This is a genomic window from Polaribacter sp. YIW18 (genome assembly GCF_057219325.1).
The window spans coordinates 95,902-116,711 of the sequence record NZ_JBXVVE010000004.1 but is presented as its reverse complement, the minus strand read 5'-3'; the positions used below and the strand labels follow the sequence as shown (position 1 = coordinate 116,711).

Sequence of the window (20,810 nt, the reverse complement as noted above, 5' to 3'; positions counted from 1 at the left end):
TTGTTCTATTTGTATACTCTTACGTAATCTACAATCATGGTTTGTGGAAAAACAGTATTTAAATCTGGGTTTTCTAAAAAGTTACCACCAACAGCCATGTTTAATATTATGTAAAATTGGTTGCTATTAAATACCCAATTTGCGCCTTCTGGCAAATCTGCTGGTGTAATTTGATTGTAAAGTACATCATCTACATAATAGTTAATGTAATTTTCTCCCCATTCTATTCCGAAAATATGGAAACCAGTATCAAACCTATCATTTGTTAATTCGTAGCTTTTAGTTATAGGTGTTGCTCCAGAATAACCAGGTCCATGAACGCTACCATGGGTTATTGTTGGCTGTTGACCTCTGTATTCCATAATATCTATTTCCCCAATGTTTGGCCAAGTAACAGTGCCGTCAGCATCGTCTCCTAACATCCAAAATGCTGGCCACAAACCTTTACCCCAAGGCAATTTAATACGAGCTTCAAACCTTCCATATTTAGTTTCATATAAACCTTTGGTTAAGATTTTAGCAGAAGTATAGGTAGCCCCCATAAAAGTTTCTTTGTTAGCAGTAATATGCAACATACCGTCTTGAACAACTATGTTTTCTGGACGATCTGTGTAATACTGTAACTCATTATTTCCCCATCCAGGGATACCTTGAGCAGTACCGTCTCCAATATCAAAAGTCCATTTATTACTATCTGGTGCGCCATCTGTATCAAATTCATCTGACCAAACTAATTCAGATTTTGTGGTAACTGTTTGAGTTTCGCCATTTTCGCAACTTGAAAAAAGTACGATTGCAAATGCAAATAATGGTAAACGAAGTTTTGATTTATTTTTATTTATAAAATTCATTTTATTTTATTTTAATTATAGAAATAGATATTATCTAGATACAAATTTGTAAGTGATGAAAAATTAATATTTTCGAAGATGAGTAATCCAACATTATTTCTATTAGTTAAACCATTCAATGAAAATTCAAAGGTCATCCAAGAATCTGCCACAATACTTGGTGTTTTTCTAACAAATAATTGCTGTCTTGTATCATCTGTACCACCATTTACACCATCGGGACCAAAATCTACTACTGTTACTAAAAAATCAAAATTAGAAGGGACCTCGTTTGGTATATACATATTAAAATGCAAGTTAGCCAGTGAAGTTAGATTAATTGTAGGGCTAGCAAATTGAATACCTACGAAATTAAAATTCGTATAATTTAAAAAATCATCATCATTTACACTAAAATCTGCAGATTCGGTGGTTTGATAAGGTTGCCAATATCCATTATAAAAATCTACATTAGTATTTGTATAATGATTGCTAAAGATTGAAATAACATCATCTGGATTTCTAGTTGGTGTTGGTGGAAAGCTAAAAGAACCTAGAGAATTAATTATTAAGGATCCTTTTGCTTCTACTCCATTTAAACTTGCTGTAACAACCGCCGTACCGGCAGCATTTATTTCTATAACTCCAGATGAATTTACACTTGCTACACTAGGATCTGTAGAAGTAAAAGTAAAATAACTTGGAGCAGTTGTAATTGTGATATCTTGACCATTACCTAAGTTAAAAGTTTGATTTAAATTGTCTATATTGATTTTTACTCCAATAAAGGTATTTACAGTAACATCTTCACCATTAGATATTGATGGTCTTGGTTGTGCAATAGTTCCTAGTTTTTCAAATTTTAATTCGTCTATCCAAAAAGTATACCCAAAACCATTTGTGGCTTGTGTACCAGCAGCATATCTAAACATGCCCCTTTCTTCAGTTAATCTAGAGGCATCTGGAAGTGGAATAATCACTTTTTGCCATGAAGTACCTACAGATGTATTTTGAATTGTAGCTCTGAATTTATTTTCTAAAAAATCTTCACCAAAACCAAATTCGCCAATAGTAACACCTTGTGATGCTTTAACCCAAAAAGTTAATGCGTCGTACTGACTTAAATCTCTACCTGCACCTTCAATTCTGAATATGGCTCCTGCGTAATTACCATTAGAATCATCTTCATTTGGCACATCAAAACGCATAGATGCTGTGCCTTGATATGCTTCATTTTCATCTACAGACCAAGCTGTTAGTTTAGACCCCGCATATGGAAAGTAAAAATCGCTACCCATACCAACTGGTGAATCTATAAATACGTCTGCAGTTGAAGAAAAACTAGCAACAACCGCTTCACCAGAAATTTCTCTTTCGCATCCTAAAAAGATAAAAGCTACTAAAAAAATTAATAGGGTTATTTTTGAAAATATTTTATGTATTGTTTTCATTTTTTTAATTTTTATTTTCCAATATTAATATGAATATATGTTCTAATCTCCCACTCTGAACCGTTTGGAAAACCAACAGGACTTATGGTTGGCACAGTAGAAAATGTAGTAGATGTATTATTTGGTGAATATCTTGGTGAAAATTCATTTAATGAACGCCAAGTACCCATAATACCTACTTTTGTATCTGGTAGAATAAACCAATCTGGTTTTCCTAATGAAGTTGATACGTCTAATACCATTTGTAATGGAAAAGTTAAGTTGAAATCTCTATGATAATCAAAAGGTCCCCAGTCGTTAACCTTTACCATTCCTGTAACTTTCATTTTATTAAATATCATTCTTAAATCTGCTCCACCTCTATAAATGGTTCTATCACTATCACCATTTGCTTGTGCTGTACCATAGTATAAGTTTGCAACCAAACCTAAATCTGTATGAACTTTAGAGACTACTCTAGAATGTATTTCCCATAAATCTTGTGCAGGCGCTGATTTAGAAAAAGCAAAATAAGATCTGTTTGCTAAGAAACCAATTGCAGCATCTTGTGTAGTTGGTAAATGACGATACACAAAGCCTAAATTAAAGGCAAACTTTGCATCTTCTGCTCTATCATTATCCCATTGATACATGTAAGTGCCAGGTGTTGGATCGTATGTAAAAAGGAGTTCTCCAGCTGTTGTTTCTCTATTACCACCTCTTACCGAAAAAGGATCATCTACCCAGTTTCTTAAACGACCTGGAGCGTCAACATCATTAGGCATAGGGTCTACCAATGGTTTTTGATATAAAAAGTTAGGTGCTATTTGAAATTTACCTCCAAAATTATAAGCTATACCAGTTAAAAAATTACTCATGTTTCTACTACCAGAATCTTTTAATTTCCATCCAGTAAAAGTTAAGGTTGGATCTACACCTCCATTAGCTACTAAGCCCATCATAGAACCTTGTGCATACCAATTAAATCCGCCATTGGTGTAAGTTACTTTTGCTTTACCACCCCAATTGTCTTTCGATTGTATTTTATCATTAACAACTTGACCATTAGCATTAATATCTTGATACATCCTACCATTTAAAGGTTTACCTGCCCAAATGGCTCCTAAAGTCCAACCAAAATGTGCTCCTTTCTTCTCAAAAGCGATGGTTGCTCTTTCTGTTGGTAAAGCTGGTATTACACCTGATCTTGCTTGTTCTGGATCAAAAATACGATTTCCGTTTTCATCAATACCATTACCATTTACAATATCTTTATGGTATACTGCAGAGAAATCTAACCCTAACATTTTTCTTTGGTACTTTAACAAAACTGCTGGGTTTGCACCCCACCAAAGTTGTGGTCCAAAGGCCGCTTTTAAACCATTTAAAACTCCTTTACCATCTACTTCTACACCTAAAACTTCTCCATTATAAATATCTAAATTTGGCCCGTAATTTGCTTCTGGATATAGTCCAAAAAAATCTCCTTCATACCCCCAGTGATAATGACCTGTTCTGTAAAAACCTCTCATATCAAAATCTTTTGCATTCCACTCAAAAGAAGCATTATATACTCTTAATCTATTATTGTCTGAAAGTGTTAGAGGACCGTTTGGAGAATCTACTTGAATTGGTCTCCCCACATTTTCGTAGAAAATATCATCTATTGGATTACCTGCTACATTTCCTAAAATATTGAAATTAACCTCAGCTTTCATATTGTTAGTAGGCTGCCCTTTAACACCGATATAATAAGATTGCATATGATCAAAACCTTGTCTATCTGGGTATGCTAACCCTTTACCATTTGAAATTTCTGGAGTAGTTATTAAAGATCCTCCAGTATTAAATGTTGTAAATTCTGCTCTTAGATTTGATAGAGATAATTTTTCTGTTCCGCCAACGGCTGCTTTATCTCCTCTTGCTTTTAGTACTGCAGCCATCAAATTGATGTTCTTAAAATGATTTTTAAATTCAGTAGCATTGCTAATAAAGGGATTGAAGTTATGCGCTTCTTTAAGAGCGTAATAGGATGCTCTTGGATATAAGGTGTATAAGCCTCTAATATCTGTTGGCCCTTTAGCAGCAATACCAAACCACTCTTCATTCATATTTTTATCGCCTTCTTTAGCTTGGTCTCTACTGTAACCATTACTAGGCCAAGAAGCTTCTGTGTCATGAATTGTTGCATTCTTTCTCTCATCAAATCCTGCTTTAAACCATCCATCACTTGATTGGAAAGTAAAACCACCTAATGAGTTTTGTGCTTTTCCAAGGCCGTAAGCATTTTCATAAATTTCTTTCCAGTTACTAACCATATAATGCGCTTGCATTAATTGGTCTTCTTTATTATCTCTGGCATTAAATGCGTCTGAACCAAATTCTGTAAATAGAATTGGCTTACCAAACTCTTTTGCTACCCTATCAAAAGCATCAACAAAAGACTCTCCACGATACATGTTTGTTCCGTAAATATCTAAGTCTTTACATTCAGATGCGACTATATCTAAATACAATAAATCTCCATTACAGATTCCTATTGGGTGATTTTTATCAACCTCTTTTATCGCTTTTGCAGCATCGTTAAACAATTTATACATGGCTTTAGCTTCTGATCGTTTGGCCTCATCTTGATCGTTTATTACGATACCTTCATCTGTTTCAGCACCTTGCCATGTAAGGTGATAATTATTTTCATTACCCAACATAAATAGCAAAAGACCAGGTGTGTTCTTATATGTATTGGCCATTTTAACAGACTCTTGTAAAAGATGTTTACGAACTTTAGGATCGCCATATTTTGTATTTGGATACCAAACGCCATCTAGTGTAAGACCGTATGCGCCAAATTGATGATTTATCATTGTGTAGATACCAAAATTCTGATAGATGTAGGTTATCCATTTGGGAGGTATACCAATATAAGTTCTAATAGCATTGACACCCATATTTTGCCATAGGGGCATTTCGCCATCTAAACCAGCTTTGATAATGTCATCAGGTTTTTCCCAAAATTTGGCGTCTAATACGTTATAGCCTATTGGAACATAATCCCAATTAATTCCATTTACAATAAAGTCTTTGCCATCTACCACTAGTTTAAAACCTTTAACATCTTTTGCTACTTCAATTTTATTTGTTTGAGCGCAAAAAGAGGTTGTAAACAATAATAGAGCTAACCTCAATAAATTTTTTTTCATAATATGTGTTGTTTATTGGTACTAAATTTAATTCTTAGTATAGTTATAATAGCAATAGGCAAGAATTAGTTTAATAAAATTTGAATGTTATAAAATTAATACTTAAATAATGATAAAACAACAAAATACACCGCTACAAAAAGCATACATTTTAAAAAAACACCTTGTTAGTTGGTAATGATTAGATATAGATTGGCTTTTTTTTAAAATAAAAAAAATAAAATCTATGAGTTTGTTGAGGTGTTGTATGGGTAATTATTTATCATGAATGGTTTTTTCAACTTCTTAAGTACTAGTTTAACATATTAAATATTAAAAAAAAACCTATAAAACGATTATTACAACTGCATTAAAATGAATTAATTGAGAATGATTACAACTATACAACAAAACCTATTAAACACAACAATTCGATTAGAAAATATATAAAATTGTATTATTAAGAAAGTTGGTTTTCATAAGCTTAAAATATGAATAATAAATTTAGAACTAAACTAAAAAAAAGGGCTTTATAACAAAGTTATAAAGCCCTTTTTAAATTAAATTGTTGTAAAGTTTATTCTAAAACTAAAATAAACCACCAATCAAAATCACTAGCTGCATCAGTAGTTCTTAAGATCATTTCATTTGGTGTGCCTCTATCAAATATTTCATAAGAATGATTGCCTCCTGTATAATAGCCAATAAAACCTTTATCGGACAAACTTATAGTTTCTACTCCTCCAGGAGCTGTTAATGTAAAGCTTCCTGTATAATCTGCATAAGCAAAGTTTAAAATATCTGCTCCATCAACAACACCAGAAGTGTTTGCTCCTAAATCATTTACAATATGTGGATCTCTACCAAAAACATCTCCATTGGTTACATGCTGATAAGTACCGTCTGAACTAAAAATAAAACGATCATCATACATACCTACGTCTGCTTTTTCACCTGGACCTGCTCCATACCACTCTGTAGGAACAGAACCAGCAACAGGGCCTAAACCGAAATGACCTGGTTTAGCAGACTGAATTTTCCATGTTCTTGAGCTTACTGCATTTGGATTTGCAGGATCAAAACCATATAGTTTTGAAATTAATTCTTCTGGTGGAGAATATGTAGATAACACCTCTACCTGAATGGTTTTGCTTGAACTAACACCAGCAGTACCAGAAGCTACAACAGTTACTGTGTAGGTATTTAAACCTATTGTACTAAAACTAATTGTGTTTTTTCCTGATAATGAAACTGTTTCTACTCCATTAAATACGTATTTGTAAGAAACTGCGTTATCTGCAGTTGCAGTAAAATTAACTACACCACTTCCGTCTCCATTTGGGTTACTTGTGTCTGCACCAACAATTTCTGCTGTTATTTGAATGTTTGATGGTGTTATTATATCTCCAAAAGAATAGTCATTTTCTTGACAGCCCATAAAAACTAAGGCCATTAATATAAATAACGATTTTATATATTTTATTGTTTTCATACTATCTAAATTAAAATTGTGTAATATCATCTATATATATGGTAAAATTATCTGTACCATCACCTTGAGTTCCATTATCCATAATTAATACCAAATTAGTAAATTCTATACCAGTATTAATCCCAGGGAAATTGAAAGTTAATTCTTGCCAACCACTAGAAGTTGTTGTTGCTGTTACCTCGGCTGATGCAGTTGTATTTGGCCACGGAGTAGCATCTTCAAATTTTAAAAGAAGATTTAAGCCAGCTCTTGGAGACCAAACTTTTACTTTTACACCTGTGCCTCCAACAAAAGAAAAAGGAGAGTTTACGGTAATTTTTGAACCTGCCCAGACTTGTCCAGCATTTTTAACCATTTTAGCAACTCTTCCTGACATATTACCTACTGTATCTGGATTATTAGTAATTGAAATATCTCCACCATCAAAACCTGATAGCCCAACTTTTGGTTCTAAGTTAAATTCTGGTGAAGTAGAAATATCATCAACATAAATAGTATAATCAGTTGTGCCATCTCCTTGGGTTCCATTATCCATAATTAGAACTAAATTATAAAAAGCTATTGAAGTATCTATTCCAGAAAAATCAAACGTAAGTTCTTCCCATGCATTAGATACTGTAGTTGTGGCTGTTATTTCTGCTGATGCAACAGTGTTAGGCCAACCTTGATCATCTTCAAATTTTAATAATAAATTTAAACCTGCTCTCGGAGACCATACTTTTAATTTAACTGTAGTATTTGAAAAATCAAAAGGTTCTGTAATAGTGATTTTAGACCCTGCCCAAATTTGTCCAGCATTTTTTACCATTTTTAATACCCTTGAAGAAGTGTTTATACCAGAAGCATCTGGGTTAGCTATTGCTGATATATCTCCACCATCAAAAGAACTTAATTGAAAATTATCTTCAAAAGTAATTGGTGTAACACCATTAAAAGGTACACTTGGCGATTTATAAAAGTAAAAGTTATCTATATAAACCACACCAGCTATACCCTCAGAATCTATTAATAATTGCGTGATTTTTTCTTTGTTAACGAGGTCACCATCAAAACCAGTCATATCAATATCTATACTTTGCCAAATACCTGTAACTGTGGTTCCTAAAGATTCGATATCTTCTCCAGTATCAACAGTATTTACAATCTTAACTGACAACTCGTTATCTACTCCTTCTGGCACCCAATAGTCAATGTGCATCATTTCCATAGAAGAAAGATCCACTCCTGCCCCATAGTTAGTAACCATTCCTATAAAGTCTACATTTGTTAATTTCCAAACATTATCGTTATTTAAATTAACTGCTTCAAATCCTCCTGCAGACCAAGTTGTTGGTAATTCATCTAAAGTAACATCAGTATAAGCATCACTAAAAATAGATACTACATCTTCTGCATTTCTTGAAGGAGGTGTTGGTGCAGCTTCTATAGGTGCTAAAATTTCTGTTACTTCAAAATCTTCTGTATATTCTGTAGTTGCAATAGCACCACCTTTTGCTGTTATTTTAACTGAATAAACGCCTGGTGTTTGATATTGGTAAGAGATCGTTTCTCCAATGTTACCTGTAACTACTGGTTGTGTAACTCCTGTTTCACCAGAGTCAAACTCAAACATTGTTGCAAAATCTGCATTAGCTATAATATTTACTTGTTTCGAAATAGCAGCATCATTTTCTATAACTACCTCTAAATTTTCTGGAGCTTTAAAAGAAACCACTAATTGTTGGGTTGCTTCTGCTTCTTCTCCTTTTAAATTTACTGCAACTATTTTTACATCATAAGAACCTTCTGCGTAAGTATGTTCTACATTATTACCTTGTACAACTTCCACTGGATCTGCTGTGTTGTCTCCAAAATAAATCATAAAACTTGTAGCTCCATCTGCTGTCGGAGATATTGTTACCAATCCTGTATTGTCTTGAGTTATATCAAAAGTTGCTGACACGTTTGTTGGTGGTGCAATTGCATCTATAAATGATATATCTCTTAAATTATCTGTACATGCCGCAATAACAAAAAGTACAAATAATGTTTTGAATATAATTTTTATTTTTTTCATTTTTTTTATGTTTAGTAGTTTGGGTTTTGAGACCAACGATTTCCTGCTAATTGTATTTCTATTGCTGGTATTGGAAATAGTTCGTGTTTACCAGAAACAAAATTATCAATTTCTTGTTCAGCTTTTCCAGTTCTTACGAGGTCGAAAAAGCGATGTCCTTCTCCAACTAACTCTACTCTTCTTTCTTGTAAGATGTTTTCATATAAAACATCTCCTGTTGCAGTAATATTATTAGCTGTAGTGCCAAAAGCTCTTTCTCTAACTCTATTTAAATAAGTTTGTGCTTTTGCATCATCTGGAGTTGTACTTCTATTAAAAGCTTCTGCAGCCATTAATAAAACATCTGCAAAACGAATTGCTCTGTAATTATTTGGATTGGTTAAGTTTCTATCTCCCTGAGCATCTGTGCTTCTTGTTCTTGGAATATATTTTCTATTAAAATAACCTGTATGTTCATAACCTGTTCCAAAAGTTGCGCCTGTTGCTGTTGCCCAAGCTTCTATATCTAAAATTGCAACCTCTTTTCTTGAATCTCCTGCTTCAAAAGCATCTACAACTTCTTGAACGGGTACATTAAAACTAAAACCCGATGAAAAATCTGGACCTGTATAATTACGAACACCACTAAAACCAACTGCCACATTACCTTCGCTACATTGTAAGCATTCAAAGCCAGCGCCCTGCCCTTCAAAATATTGCACCTCAAAAACAGATTCTTCATTGTTTTCTCCAACTTCTTCAAAAATGGTGTTATAATCTGATACTAAGTCGTATGTATTACTTGTAATTACAGATTCTAATACCCCTGAAGCTTCATCATATTTTTGTTGGTATAAATATGCTTTACCTAGCAATGCTTGAGCGGCTCCTTTTGTAACTCTTCCAGGAGTGTTTTGCACTAAGGGTAAATTATCGGCAGCAAATATTAAATCTAATTCAATTTGCGTATAAACATTTGCTGCTGGTGTTCTATCTATTGTAAATTGTTCACCAAACTGAATTCTTTTATCTACTGATAAAGGCACATCTCCAAACCATTTTACCAATTCGAAATAGTAATAAGCTCTTAAGAAAGTTGCTTCTGCAATAATTTGATCTTTTCCTTCAAAGTCTGTTTTATCTTTAAACTCTAAAATATAGTTTGCTCTATTTACTCCTGCATACATCCAATTCCAAATATCTCTTAATTGAGCATTTAAAGGAGTATGTATCATATCATCTACTTGTTGTATTCCAGGTACATCTGTTGCACTTTCACCACCTGCTAAAGTATTATCTGAAGCAATTTCTCCTAATAAAACATTTAAATAGGTAGATTGCAATAAATCGTATGCACCAATTAATGCATTTTCGTAATCTTCTTGTGTATTAAAGAAATCTTCTGAATTTTCTGAGGTAGGTTTTACATCAACAAAATTATCACTACAAGCATAGTTTATCGTTAATAATAATATAAAAACTAAAAGTATTTTTATGTTTATTTTTTTCATCTTTTTTACTTTTTAAAAATTAACATTTATTCCAAATTCAAAGGTTTTTGGACTTGGATAAAAACCCTGATCTATACCTCCACCAATTGGTGCTCCATTAGATGTTGTTGGATCGAAACCTCTATATTTCGTTAGTGTAAACAAATTACTACCAGTTACATAAAATCTAACTTTATCAAACTGTAATTTTTCTAATGTTTTTTGTCCAACACTGTATCCTAATTGCACACTTTGTAATCTTAAGAAAGAACCATCTTCTACATAAAAATCTGAAAACAATGCATTACCAGTTGCACCTGTTGTTACTCTTGGAAAAGAGTTACTGGTGTTTGGGCCTGTCCATCTATCTAAATAATATACTGGTCTGTTTGTTAATGGTAAGTTTCTTTCGTAATTTCTAACGATTTCATTGCCTAATGATGCAAAAGCATAAGCATTAAAATCTAATCTTTTATAGTTAAATGATAAATTTAAACCCATTGTAAAATCTGCAATTGGATCTCCAATGTATGTTCTATCATCTTCATCAATAACACCATCGTTATTTGTGTCTACAAAACGTAAATCTCCAGGAGCCGCATTTGTTTGAGTTGCATGCGCATCTACATCTGATTGTGTTTGAAACAACCCATTAGTTTGATACCCATAAAAATAACCTATAGGGAAACCAGCTTCCATTCTTGATGGTGGCTCTTGACCAACACCAAAGCTACCTCCTTCTATAATTCCTGTTGAGTTTCCAACAAAAGTAACTTCGTTGTTTAAAGTTGTAAAATTGTAGTTGATGTTAAAGTTAAAATCTTCAGAAATACTTTCTTTGTATCCGATAGAAAATTCGAAACCTTCATTTACAACTGTACCTGCATTTATAACGGGTACTGATGATCCTGGAGCTGCTACACCAATTATTCCAGATGTTTGAGCAGATACTAATAAATCTTCTGTTGTTTTTTTAAAGTAATCTGCAGTAATGTTTACTTTATTAAAGAATTCTGCATCGATACCAATATCTAGAGGTTTTTGCTGTTCCCATTTAATTTCTGGATTTGCAATTGGACCAGGAGCAATACCTATTGCTAATTCGTTATTAAAAACATACTCTGCTTCTCCATTTAATATAGATACAAATCTAAAACCAGGTATTCTATCATTACCAATAATACCGTAACTTGCTCTTAATTTTAAGAAACTAATAAAATCAGATTCTTCTAAAAAATCTTCTTCTGAAGCTACCCAACCAATAGATGCAGTTGGAAAAAATCCAAATTTATTTTTGGGTCCAAAGTTTGATGATCCATCTCTTCTTAAAACAGCAGAAACTAGGTATTTACCATCATAAGCATACTGAAATCTACCAAAATAAGATAATAAACGACTATCAAAGGATAAGTTAGAGCCTCCATTGTTATTTTTAAAAATCTCTAATCCATCTCCATTTAAGACTGGATCACCTATTAGAACATCTTTTAAGTTATTACCTGAAGCTTCGCTTGTTAAAATGGTTTTAAAACGCCCCATTGTTTTAGATGCTGACATACCAAGCATTGCTTTTACGTCATGTACATCATTGTAAACTCTTTCGTATTTAAGTAAAGCATCAAAAATATGATCATAAAAACTTTGTTGATAATCTACAAATGTTGGTTGATCAACATTAAATACACTCCCATTTCCGTAATTATATTCTTTATTATATGTATTTGAACTAGCTAAAGAATAATTTGCTTGAAATCTTGCCTCTGCAGAAAAATAATCTAAAAACTGGTAGTTTAAACGATAATTTCCAGAGATTTTATTTACCCAAGATCTATTTTCTGCATTGTCTATTTGAGCTAATGGGTTTGCTACTTCTATACCTGTACCTACTCCTGGAGGTCTTGAAAATTCGCCATTTGCATATACTGGAGTTGTTGCTGGCATGTTAATTGCATTAAACAAAATAGAACCTAATGCATTTTCTATTAAATTCTTTTTGTTTGTATTTGTATAAATTGTAGAAGAACTAAATTTTAGTTTATCTGTGATATCTGTATCAAAATTAAATCTAACATTTCTTCTGTTAAAATTTGCCTTACTTTTACCAACAATACCATCTTGACTTAATGTAGACAAACCTAAAGAATAGGTTGATTTTTCTGTTCCTTTGTTTAATGTATAGTCAATACTAAACAGAGGGGCTGTTTGAAAAACAGCATTTTGCCAATTGGTTCCTTGGCCTAAACCAGAAATATTTGGAAAAGGTAAAGCCTCTCCATTAGCCGCAAAAGCCTCATTAGCTAAAAGTGCATACTCGGTTGCATTTAGCAATTGTATTTCGTTTGTAGTTTGCTGAAAGCCAAGTTTCATGTTCAAAGTAGACTTTGCTGGTGTATTTTTTCTACCAGACTTTGTTTTTACTAAAATAACACCATTTGCTGCTTGCACACCATAAATACCTGCTGTTGCATCTTTAAGTATATTTATAGATTCAATATCTGATGGATTAACTACACTTAAATCTTCTATTCTTCTACCATCTAATAGTATCAATGGTCTACTGTCTCCATTTGTTGATACCCCACGAATTCTAATGTTTGAAGCAGCACCAGGTGAACCAGAAGATTGAGTAATGTTTACCCCAGCTACTTGACCTTGTAAAGCTTGTTCAATTCTAGTAGGTTTTAAGTCTTCAATAGTTGCACTGGAAACTATTGAAACTGCACCAGTTACTTCTTTTTTTCTTTGAGTACCATACCCAATTACCACTATCTCATCTAAAGATTCTGCTGCTTCTTTTAGAGAAATATCCATACTCTCTTTAGTAACGGCGACTTCTTTAGATGAAAAACCTAGATAATTAAAGACTAGAATAGCATTACTTTCAACTTTTTGTAAGCTAAAAAGGCCATCAAAATCTGTTTGGGTCCCAATTGTTGTTCCTTTTATTAATATACTCACACCTGGAAGCGGATCTCCAGTTTTAGCATCCTTAACAACTCCCTTTACATTTATGGTTTGTGAATACACACTGAAACCCATAAGGAAAAAGAGTAATAATGTAATAGTTTTTTTCATGAAATTAAAGTTATTTTTTAGTTATGATAAAGATACAGTCAAAAATTTATTATAATGACAATTTACACCTCAACAAAAAACATACATCGCAAAAAAAACAGTTAAAAAACTTTAAAATACTAATAATTAGTAGAGCAAAGCACTTTGTTGAAAAAATAAAAAAAAAGAGTCTTGTTGTGGTATTGTTGTGGTAATAAATAACTTTGTATTGGAGTTACAATTCTAAGATATAACTTGTTAGGTTAGCATCGTGCGGCAAGTTCATTTTTTTTCTTAATCGATATCTTTTTACTTCTACACTTCTTGGTGAAATATTAAGTAATGGAGCTATTTCTTTTGAGGAAAGATTTAATCTAAGATATGCACATAACCTTAAATCGTTTGGTGTTAAATTTGAATGTTTGTCTTTAACTTTTTTTAAGAAATTTTTATCTGCATTATTAAACGCTTCTTGAAACATTTTCCAATCATCAGAATTATTTAAGTTTTTGTCTATAATTTTAATAACCTTAGTAATATTTTTCTGACCACCTTCAACCAATTCTGTTTTTATGGTACTTAAGAATTCATTTTTCTTAATCATATTCATTGTTGATGAAGCTAGTTCTCTGTTTTTACTTTCTATATCGTTTCTAAGTTTATCGTTATTTAATTTAATAATTTGCTGAGAACTTTCTAATTCTTTTAATTCAGATTCTTTTTTTGCTTTTTCTAATAAATCTTCTCTTTGTTTTTTGTAATACCTTTTAGATGCTACATGAACTGTATAAAGTGCTAATAGCGCTAAAAATATATACAAAGCAATAAATGCGTTAGATAAATACCAAGGTCTTTTAATTGTAAAATTAAATTCTGCTATATTATTGCTAAGCTTACCTCCTATAATTGCCCTAACTTTAAGTTTGTAACTACCGTAAGATATATTTTCAAATAAAATAGAATTTGCTGTAGAAGGTTCACTCCAACTTTTATTTAACCCCTCTAATTGGTATTGATACTTTGTAATTCGTATTTTTTCGAAATTAGGTACACTAAAAAAGAACTCTAAATTATTAATATTGTTATTTAATGTTATCTTTTTAGATAAATGTAAGGGTGTTTTATTTCCATCTCTAGGAAAACTTTTTATTGAATTTAAATAAACATTAAAATCTTTTGGTTCAACATAACTATTTAAATCTAATTCTAAATAACCATTAGAAGTTCCTATCAAATAAACATCATTGTTTAGTTGAATTATATTTTCGTAACCATGTGCTGCCTTAGGTATATTTTCTGAAATAAAAAATGTATTAATTTCTGGTTTACTGCTTAGTTTACCAGGAGTTAAGTATCTAATATTATCTTTAGCAAAACACCAGACTTTTTCACTTGAATTATTATGAATTAATTTTGCAGATACAAATGATTTCTTTGCAATAAGCTTGCTAAAAATACTATCTTTAATAAAGGTATCTTTCTTTTTACTGTATATAAACACTCCCTTTTTATTGGCATATAGTATGTTGTTATTATAATTTATAATACTAGAATGTGCGCTTTTTTCTAAAGATTTTTCTTTAATAACCTTTGTAACTTCAGTGTAATCTTTATTTAAAGTTAACCTGAAAACACCTTTATATTCGTGATTTACAAATAGTGTGTTTTTATTAGCTAAAACTATATATTTACTAGAATTATTAAAACCATCTATTCTATTTTTAAAAGCCCACTTTACTCCTTGTTTTTTTAAAATATACAAACCATCATAGGCACCTAACAGAATGGTATTATCATCTATTTTTAGTAAATCCCAAGTACCTTGATTACTAAAAAAGTTTTCTGCTGTATTATTTTTAATTAAGAAAGCTCCAGAATCGTGACCACAAAATAGTATGTTGTCTATAATTTTTAAATTCCAAACTTGACCCTGGGTATTTTTTATAAATTGAAAAGGTTTATTAGAATTTAATTCCCTGTAAAAAAGTCCTTGATTAGTACCTAAATATAATGTTTTATTATAAACGATAGAAGTATAAATTGTACCTAAAAAATCACTTTTTTTAGTATAATTTTTAAAATGAGAGTTGTTATTGATACAATTAAGCCCATTATCTAAACCTAGCCAAATATTATTATCAATATCCTCAAAAACAGATAGTATTGTATTATTACTTAAACCAGTACTTTGATTTATTTTATAAGTTTCGTTTCCTTCTTCATCCAAATGTATTAAACCATTAGAAATAGTTCCTAAAGCAAAACTTTTATCTTTTAATTGATACGTACTATAAATTGTTTTGTCTTTTAAAAAATCATCAGAAGTAATTTTCCATTTTTTTGGAATTTTATTATTCAATAAATAGAAACCATTTTTTTGAGTAATAAAAACTAAACCATTTTTGTTATTAAAAATATTAACGATAAAATTATCTTTTATAATAGGATGATTGGAAACTAATTTAGAAGCACCATTTTCTATTTTAAAAAGACCTTTTTTATCTTCCTGAAAATAAATTACATCATCTACTTTAGCAAAGCAATTAATCTTACTTCTAGAATTTATAACTTTTACAAAATGAGTTTCTAAGTTGTATAAGTAAATTCTTTGTAGAGATTTAAAAAGCATCCAACCATCAATCTCGATAATAGTCCAGATTTGTTCATCTTCTAACATTTCTATGTTTTGCTCTTTTACTATAGAGGTAAAACTTAAAACACCAAAACTATCTTTTTCCCAATAACCAAAATCTCTAAAAAACCCTGTAAACACTTTATTATTGAAACACTTAACAGATCTCATTATTGTTTCATTAGGTGTTGGATATAAATTCCAATCAGCACCATTATATTCTAGTAGACCTTTATTATTGGCAACATAAATATATTTATTATCAGATTGTGAGATATTCCAATTTTGATTTTCAGCTCCATAAACATCTGTTGTAAATGAGTTTATAATTGGTAACTCTTGTGCAAAATTGAAAGACACAACAAGTAAAAGAAAAGATACTACACAGATACTTTTTTTTAGAAACGCCATAACTAGATAATGTTTGGTTAAAAAACAATATAACTAAATAAAAATCAATTATTTATAAAAATAAAGTATAAAAATGTATAGTTTATTTTTTTGTGAAATTAGTTTTTATATCATAAAAAAACAAACTAAATGTAACTATTATTTTAAATTGTAACTAAAAATATTTTAAATTTAATTACATTTATAAAAAATTTTGAATGAATTTTATTAAAAAAATAGGCATTTCTAACCTCTTGATGTTAGTGTTATGTGCACTTATTATTATTGCTGCAGAATATCTTTTTTTATCGGGCGATAAATTACATGGTATATTTTTAGGTCTTTGGGTACCCACCCTATTAGGTGTTATGATTTACCTAAAACTTGTATACCGTGAACGCAGATAATATTATTTTTTACTTTTCAGTTTTTGTAGTTATTTGCGTAATTATTTGGGCAATTTTTATGATTAAAACCTTTGATAATATAGATGAAAATTAATTCGTCTTTTTTATACTTATTGCCAAACCACCACCTGCTGCTAAATTTAACTTCATTTTAGTTTCTTTAGTAACTGTTAACGTTTCAATAGCAATATCTAAAGGATTGTTATTCCAATGAGCGTTTTTACCATCTTTGTAAATGATCGCCTCGTATTTTATATTATTTTCTAAAAAACTAAAATCTATTTCAATTTCCCTAGAATTTTCATCAGTTATACTTCCTAAAAACCAATTATCCGTTTCACGCTCTTTTCTAGCAATTGTAACAAAATCTCCAACTGAACCATTTAAAACCTTTGTTTTAGACCAATTTACACCTACATCTTTTATGAATTGTAATGGTTTTGGATTTGCCTCATAATGTTCAACTAGATCTGCTGCCATTTGAACAGGACTATAAACAACCACATACAAAGCTAATTGTTGTGCTAAAGTTGTATTTACCTGATTGCCGTCTTTATACTCATTAAACTTGATATTAAAAATACCTGGTGTAAAATCTATGGGACCAGCTAACATTCTTGTAAACGCTACAATTGGTAAATGTTCTGGCGGATTTCCTCCATCTGAAGACCAAGCATTAAATTCTTGTCCACGTAAACCTTCTCTAGATATGATATTTGGATATGTTCTTCGTAAACCAGTTGCTTTTATGGGTTCATGTGCGTTTACAGCCACTTGAAATTTTGCTGCTTTTATAGCTGCATTATTATATTGATTTACCATGAATTGCCCATGATGAAATTCGCCTTTTGGTAAAATTTTACCTACATAACCAGATTTAACCGTATGCATGCCATATTTCTGCATAAAAGCATAAGCTGTATCTTGTTGTTTTTCATAGGTTTTAGTGGCTGCAGAAGTTTCATGATGCATAATAATTTGAACCCCCTTAGATTTTGCATAAGAAGTTACTTCATCTAAATCATAATCTGGATATGGAGTTACAAAGTCAAAAACTCCTTCTCTATCTTCAAAACCAATCCAACGTTCCCAACCTGTATTCCAACCTTCAACCAAAACACCGCCAATATTGTTTTTTGCAGAAAAATCTATAAATCGTTTTACATTTTCTGTAGTTGCTCCATGTTTTCTATGAGCTTTACCTGTGTCTTTCCATTTTCCATCAACCATTTCCATTCCATAATCCCAAGTAGATTTTCCTAAATGCATTTCCCACCAAACCCCTGTATATTTCATTGGTGTAAACCAAGAAATATCACCTAATTTGTTAGGCTCATTTAAATTGACAATTAAGTTAGACGCAATTAAATCTGGTGCATTGTCTGTTATTTGAATGGTTCGCCAAGGTGTTTTAAATGGTGCTGTTCTTTTTACTTTATAGTCTGTATTTTTAGAACCAACCAAATTGCTTGTAAAACTTAGTTTTTCTGTATCCACTTTTAAAGTCATACCCGCATAATCGACCAAAGCTGCTTCATGAAAACTTAAATGAACCCCCTCTTTGCCCACCAAAGTTACTGGTGTATTTACAGCATTTTCTGGAATACTAGTTTGTGCTAATGCTTCATTTACTTTATAGTTTAAAGCGTCTATTTCAGATAATTTTGTAGTACTATACAGATGCTCGTAAATATCCCAATCTCCAGGAATCCAAAAGGTTTTGTAATCTTCTGTTAAATTGAATTCTGTTTTTTCATCTGTTATAAAAACTTCTCTTACATTTTCTTGTTCTGGAAAATCGTATCGAAAACCAACACCATCATTATAGACTCTAAAAATTACATTTACTTTTCGTTTTAAATCTGTAATTTCCTCTAACTGAACAGTTACTTCATTATAATTATTAACAACATTTAACTGTTCTCCCCAAGGCATTTGCCATGTATTATTTACTTCTACAGGCTTTTTTACTACCGCTTTAAAACCTTTGTTTAAAGAAGGCATGTTTTTAAAATTAAAACCAATATAAGAGGTATCTATAATAGTTTTTTCTTTGAATTTTACTAAATAAGAAAAAGCTCCATCTTTTGGCGATAATTGAAAACTTACTGCAATATTTTCGCCTGGAGAGGTTATTTGTGATGATTTTACGCTACAAGACGCAAATATTATCACAAAAAACAATATCATTAAAACTACTTTTTTCATCATTATTTCTTTTCTAATAAGACTATGTCAAACTCTGAGTTAAATTTTACTTTTCCATCAACGACTTTTACGTTTTGTTTCGAATAAAAATCATGGAGCTCATCGCCATTTTTAAAAACAGACGAAACATCTATGATTACATTTTTGTTATTAAAATTAAGCCCAACAACAACTTTATCTTCTCTATAGATTCTAGAAAATACAAGTTCGTTTGTAACTTGAGAAATTAATTGATGTTTACCTGCACCTATAGCTGGATGATTAGCTCTAAACTGCCCTAACTTTTGCCAATGGGTATGAATTTCTTGTGTTTGAGGATCTGTTTTTAACTTTTCCCAATTCATTAACGAACGTAAATTAGCATCACCTACTGCACCTTCAATAGTTAAACCTCTAGCAGTTTCATCTCCATAATAAACCTGAGAAGTTCCAGGAGTTAACAACAACATAGTCGCTGTTTTAAAAGGCATATTTCTTTCTCTATCAAAAGGTTGCCCATCATCATGAGAAGACATGTAGTTGAATATTCCATAATTTTTTAATCCATTTTGTAAAATGGAATCATAACGTTGAAATACATCTTTTTGGACCATTTGTTTGGCATTCCATTTTAACTCAAAATTAATTAAACTATTAAATGCTTTGTCAAAATAGTTGACTTTTTTATCACCAAAATCAAAAGCTTTACCTGCTGAAATTCCATAATTATAGACTTCGCCTACCAAATAAAAATGGTTATCATCTAAAACCTTATCTGGATTATTTTTTTTGAATTCTGCAAAAGCGAAATCGCATGCTTCTCTAAATTCTTGCCAAACAAATTCTTCTGTATGCTTTACTGTGTCTACTCTATAACCATCTATACCAAATTCTGTAATATAATCTGTTAACCATTTCATGATGTAAAAACGAGGCGCTCTTGGATATCCTGTTTTTGTAAAAAAAGCATCTAATTCTTTTAACTCTTGCTCATATCTTCCTTCTTTTTTCCACTTTGCAACCAATAGTGGTGGCAATTCTACAGCCTCATTACTTTCTGTTTTAATATCTGGTAAATTTTTAACCAACGTACAAGTTACCGTATTTTTATAATTATCATAGCTACATTGTGGTGCTGTTCTCACCCAACTAGAAGGCCAAACAGGGTCTTCTTCTGTTACAGGACCTGTGTGATTAATTACTGCATCTAATAAAATTCGAATTCCTTGTTTATGTGCAGCATCTACCATTTCTTTTACATCTGCTTTTGTTCCAAAATTAGGGTCAATTGCTGTCCAATCTTTGGCCCAATACCCATGAAAACCATAGCTTTTTCCTGTACCTTCATCTGTACCTGCATGAATTTGCTCTACAATTGGCGTCATCCAAATAGCATTAATCCCTAAATCTGTAAAATAACCATCGTTAATTTTTTGGGTAATTCCTTTGATATCTCCTCCTTTAAAACCTCTTAAAACAGCAGCATCATCTTTTCTATTAAAGTTAATATCATTATTGGTATCACCATTATTAAAACGATCTGTCATTAAAAAATACACGTTTGCACCTTCCCAAACAAAAGCTTGGTTTTGGTTTTTACTCTCTGCACTTTTATCTGAATTTTGTTGAGCACAACTGAAGAAAAGAGCAATACTTGCTAATAAAAATATTTTTTTCATAATTT

General features: G+C 31.3%; 10 protein-coding genes. All 10 read right to left on the bottom strand.

What is annotated here, in order from left to right; translation table 11 throughout:
- Positions 1 to 5 precede the first annotated feature (5 nt).
- The 10 genes from AC2D6T_RS05895 to AC2D6T_RS05850 all read right to left on the bottom strand — a co-directional run bounded on the left by AC2D6T_RS05895 (position 6) and on the right by AC2D6T_RS05850 (position 20,805).
- Positions 6 to 851 (bottom strand): glycoside hydrolase family 16 protein, encoded by an 846-nt coding sequence (locus tag AC2D6T_RS05895; RefSeq protein WP_298949184.1) that lies wholly within the window; start codon positions 849 to 851, stop codon positions 6 to 8.
- Positions 852 to 862: 11 nt separating this feature from the next.
- Positions 863 to 2,281 carry an Ig-like domain-containing protein gene (locus AC2D6T_RS05890; RefSeq protein WP_298949185.1) on the bottom strand — a complete coding sequence of 473 codons (1,419 nt, stop codon included), beginning with the start codon at positions 2,279 to 2,281 and terminating at the stop codon, positions 863 to 865.
- Positions 2,282 to 2,292: 11 nt separating this feature from the next.
- Positions 2,293 to 5,460 (bottom strand): glycoside hydrolase family 2 TIM barrel-domain containing protein, encoded by a 3,168-nt coding sequence (locus AC2D6T_RS05885; RefSeq protein WP_484680807.1) that lies wholly within the window; start codon positions 5,458 to 5,460, stop codon positions 2,293 to 2,295.
- Between the two features lie 556 nt (positions 5,461 to 6,016).
- The gene (locus AC2D6T_RS05880) at positions 6,017 to 6,931 is read right to left on the bottom strand and encodes a PKD domain-containing protein (protein ID WP_484680806.1); all 915 of its coding nucleotides are present in this window, start codon (positions 6,929 to 6,931) and stop codon (positions 6,017 to 6,019) included.
- 10 nt (positions 6,932 to 6,941) lie between these two features.
- Complete coding sequence (locus AC2D6T_RS05875; protein WP_484680805.1) at positions 6,942 to 8,987, bottom strand: hypothetical protein; 2,046 nt, start codon at positions 8,985 to 8,987, stop codon at positions 6,942 to 6,944.
- Between the two features lie 11 nt (positions 8,988 to 8,998).
- Positions 8,999 to 10,477, bottom strand: coding sequence for a RagB/SusD family nutrient uptake outer membrane protein (locus tag AC2D6T_RS05870; protein WP_484680804.1), 1,479 nt, complete (start codon positions 10,475 to 10,477; stop codon positions 8,999 to 9,001).
- Positions 10,478 to 10,489: 12 nt separating this feature from the next.
- Positions 10,490 to 13,531 (bottom strand): SusC/RagA family TonB-linked outer membrane protein, encoded by a 3,042-nt coding sequence (locus AC2D6T_RS05865; RefSeq protein WP_484680803.1) that lies wholly within the window; start codon positions 13,529 to 13,531, stop codon positions 10,490 to 10,492.
- A gap of 214 nt (positions 13,532 to 13,745) precedes the next feature.
- Positions 13,746 to 16,553 (bottom strand): helix-turn-helix and ligand-binding sensor domain-containing protein, encoded by a 2,808-nt coding sequence (locus AC2D6T_RS05860; protein WP_484680802.1) that lies wholly within the window; start codon positions 16,551 to 16,553, stop codon positions 13,746 to 13,748.
- A gap of 476 nt (positions 16,554 to 17,029) precedes the next feature.
- Entirely contained in the window at positions 17,030 to 19,147 is a 2,118-nt protein-coding gene (locus AC2D6T_RS05855) for a glycoside hydrolase family 97 protein (RefSeq protein WP_484680911.1), read from the bottom strand.
- A gap of 2 nt (positions 19,148 to 19,149) precedes the next feature.
- Entirely contained in the window at positions 19,150 to 20,805 is a 1,656-nt protein-coding gene (locus AC2D6T_RS05850; RefSeq protein ID WP_484680801.1) for an alpha-amylase family glycosyl hydrolase, read from the bottom strand.
- Positions 20,806 to 20,810 lie beyond the last annotated feature (5 nt).